The organism is Acinetobacter sp. CFCC 11171, assembly GCF_003268405.1.
Classification (GTDB): domain Bacteria; phylum Pseudomonadota; class Gammaproteobacteria; order Pseudomonadales; family Moraxellaceae; genus Acinetobacter; species Acinetobacter amyesii.
Genome location: NZ_LQXP01000076.1, coordinates 1 through 2,513 on the forward strand (window position 1 = coordinate 1; position 2,513 = coordinate 2,513).

At 46.7% G+C, this 2,513-nt stretch carries 3 protein-coding genes; all 3 read right to left on the reverse strand.

Features of this window, described 5'->3' with window-relative positions:
- Positions 1-31 precede the first annotated feature (31 nt).
- The 3 genes from tnpC to tnpA all read right to left on the reverse strand — a co-directional run bounded on the left by tnpC (position 32) and on the right by tnpA (position 2,426).
- Positions 32-1,636, reverse strand: a complete 1,605-nt coding sequence (tnpC, locus tag AVJ20_RS17785) for an IS66 family transposase (protein ID WP_111886130.1) — start codon at positions 1,634-1,636, stop codon at positions 32-34.
- 74 nt (positions 1,637-1,710) lie between these two features.
- Positions 1,711-2,046 (reverse strand): IS66 family insertion sequence element accessory protein TnpB, encoded by a 336-nt coding sequence (gene tnpB / locus AVJ20_RS17790; RefSeq protein ID WP_162689812.1) that lies wholly within the window; start codon positions 2,044-2,046, stop codon positions 1,711-1,713.
- Positions 2,043-2,426, reverse strand: a complete 384-nt coding sequence (tnpA, locus tag AVJ20_RS17795; protein WP_111886132.1) for an IS66-like element accessory protein TnpA — start codon at positions 2,424-2,426, stop codon at positions 2,043-2,045. Before tnpA ends, tnpB begins: the two co-directional genes overlap by 4 nt.
- Positions 2,427-2,513: the final 87 nt, after the last annotated feature.

The following is a 2,513-nucleotide window of genomic DNA, read 5'->3' on the forward strand; positions in this document are numbered from 1 at the left end:
GTAAGCGTCCGCTGAATCCCATACCTATTTTTTAATTCGATTTAGGTTTCCAGCAGTGTGGCAGTAACTCTTCAATCTGGGTCACTTTATGTGTCGGCAGCCTTTTCATCACATCACTTAAATAGGCATACGGATCCAGCCCATTCAGCTTTGCTGACTGGATTAACGTCATGATGTTTGCCGCTCGCTGACCACTGCGCAGCGAACCTGCAAACAGCCAGTTCTTGCGCCCCAACGCCCAGGGACGCATCTGATTCTCGACCCAATTATTGTCAATCGGTAGATTGCCATCATCCAGATAGCGGCTTAAAGCTGGCCAACGCTTCAGAGTGTAATTGATGGCCTTGGCGGAGGGAGAACTCGATGGCACTGTCAGATGATGTTGGTTGAGCCATTCATATAGTTGTTGCATCACTGGTTGACTATGCTGTTGTCGGTATTCGCGGCGGTCTTCCGCTGTACCATCGGTCTTTTTCCTGAGCTCTGCTTCTATCGCATACAGTTTCTGAATCAGCACTAATGCCTGTTCAGCGACCTGACTTTTCCCAGTTACATGCAGTTCATGGAATTTACGACGTGCATGGGCCATGCAGCCCACCTCAATGACCTGGCCTGATTTAAAGCGTGCTTTATAACCACTGTAATCATCACAGACTAGATAACCCTGCCAGCCTTTCAAGAACGCTTCAGCATGCTGACCTGAACGACTATCCTGAAAGTCATAGATCACCGCCTGAACTGGATTGTACTGTGTAGTGGCATAGGCCCAGACATAACCTTTCTTCGGTTTTTTATCATTCTCACCCATCCGCATGATGGTGACCGGTGTTTCATCTGCATGCAGCACCTGCTGTTGTAGTACCACCTCTTTTAAGGCATTGGCCAGAGGTTCCAGTTCTACACCGCAGCGACCTATCCAGTCAGATAAAGTTGATCTAGAAAGTTCGATTCCCGCCCGCTGATAGATCAGACGTTGACGGTACAGCGGTAAATGATCGGCATACTTCGATACCAGCACATGGCTGAGCAGTTCAGGTGAAGCAATGCCTTTATCAATCACATAGGCGGGCATCGCTTGCTGAGACAGAGTGTCGCACTGATCACAGACCCATTTGCCACGCACATGCTGCTCCTTATAGAACTGTGCCGGTCTGAAATGCAGTTTTTCACTGGCATCTTCGCCGATACGACGGAGTTGGCAGCCACAAGCACATTGGGTTGATGCAGGTTCATGCTCAATACGGATGGTGTGTAGATGATCTGGCAGTGGTCGACGTTTAGGTTTATTGGTTTTGGCTTTGTGTGTCACTGCATCGGTTTTATCTGCATTTAGCCGTTCCAGTTCCAGATCAACCGCGGCAATATCTTCTTCAACCGCTTCATCCCACAGGTGGATTTGTTTTGCAGTGAGATGTTCGTTTTTACTGCCGAATTTGTGCTGTTTAAATAGTGTGAGTTCATGCTCGTATTTTTGATTGAGAATAGAAAGATGCTGAACTTTGGCATCCAATTGCTGGTTTGATTTTTCTAATTCTTGATTTGATTGTGCCAGAGACTGATGCTGCATCGCCAACTGCCGGGTAAATTCCAGCAGTTGTTCATAGGTCAGTTGGCTTAAATCAGGCAGCGTATTCATGACCGCAGTATGCCTGAGGTCATGACGCAGAGGAAATAGAACGTTTGGAGGATGGCAGAATAGCCGAGCTTGGTTTAGAGCATCGTGACCACCTGCTGTCGTCCAATGCGCTGCCAAGGCAAACCCTGGATTAATGCCTGTAACTGTTCCGGGTTGAGAGCTACGTTTTCACCCTGGTGAACTTTAGCCCAGTGGAATTTTCCCTGTTCCAGCCGCCGGGCACACAGCCAGATGCCCAGTCCATCATGTACCAGCACTTTCATACGATGGCCACGTTTATTACAGAACAGGTAGGCGCAATGCGGTTTGATTGAGCCAAAGGCTTTCATAATCTGCGCCATGGCCGTATCCATTCCTGCACGCATATCCATGGGCTGAGTAGACAACCAGATTTCATCGATACGGATCATGTTGCTAGCACCTTGAGTAATTCTGCCAAGGCAGGTATTTCTGATACTTGCCATTTCAAGCCAATTTCTGCTTTTGAGTGGGGTAAAGTAATTTGAACTTTTAACATGTCAGTAGGAGTAGGATCTAATGGTGCAGAGCAAGATAAGGCAATAAATGCAGGTTTATTCGGTAGTAGTGAGCGATCACTCCCTGGCTTAGCATCAATTAAGCGAATCCATTTGGATACAAGATTTGTATTCAATCCATGTTGCAAAGCGACTGAAGCAATTGAAACGTCCGGTGCTTTACAAGCCTGAACGATCTGCTGTTTAAATTCAGCACTGTATGTTCTTCGTTTTTTCGCAAGAGATGCGATGGATGTCTGATTATTTGTAGTCATAAATTTAAGTCCCCACTTGTTTCTAAGTGGAGACTAAATTAAGGCTTATAGGATGAATTCAGAAGGTGTGTTCAGCGGACGCTTACT

Coding starts and splice junctions, on each gene's coding strand:
- tnpC (WP_111886130.1), bottom strand. CDS start 1,636: ATGAATACGCTGCCTGATTTAAGCCAACTGACCTATGAACAACTGCTG.
- tnpB (WP_162689812.1), bottom strand. CDS start 2,046: ATGATCCGTATCGATGAAATCTGGTTGTCTACTCAGCCCATGGATATG.
- tnpA (WP_111886132.1), bottom strand. CDS start 2,426: ATGACTACAAATAATCAGACATCCATCGCATCTCTTGCGAAAAAACGA.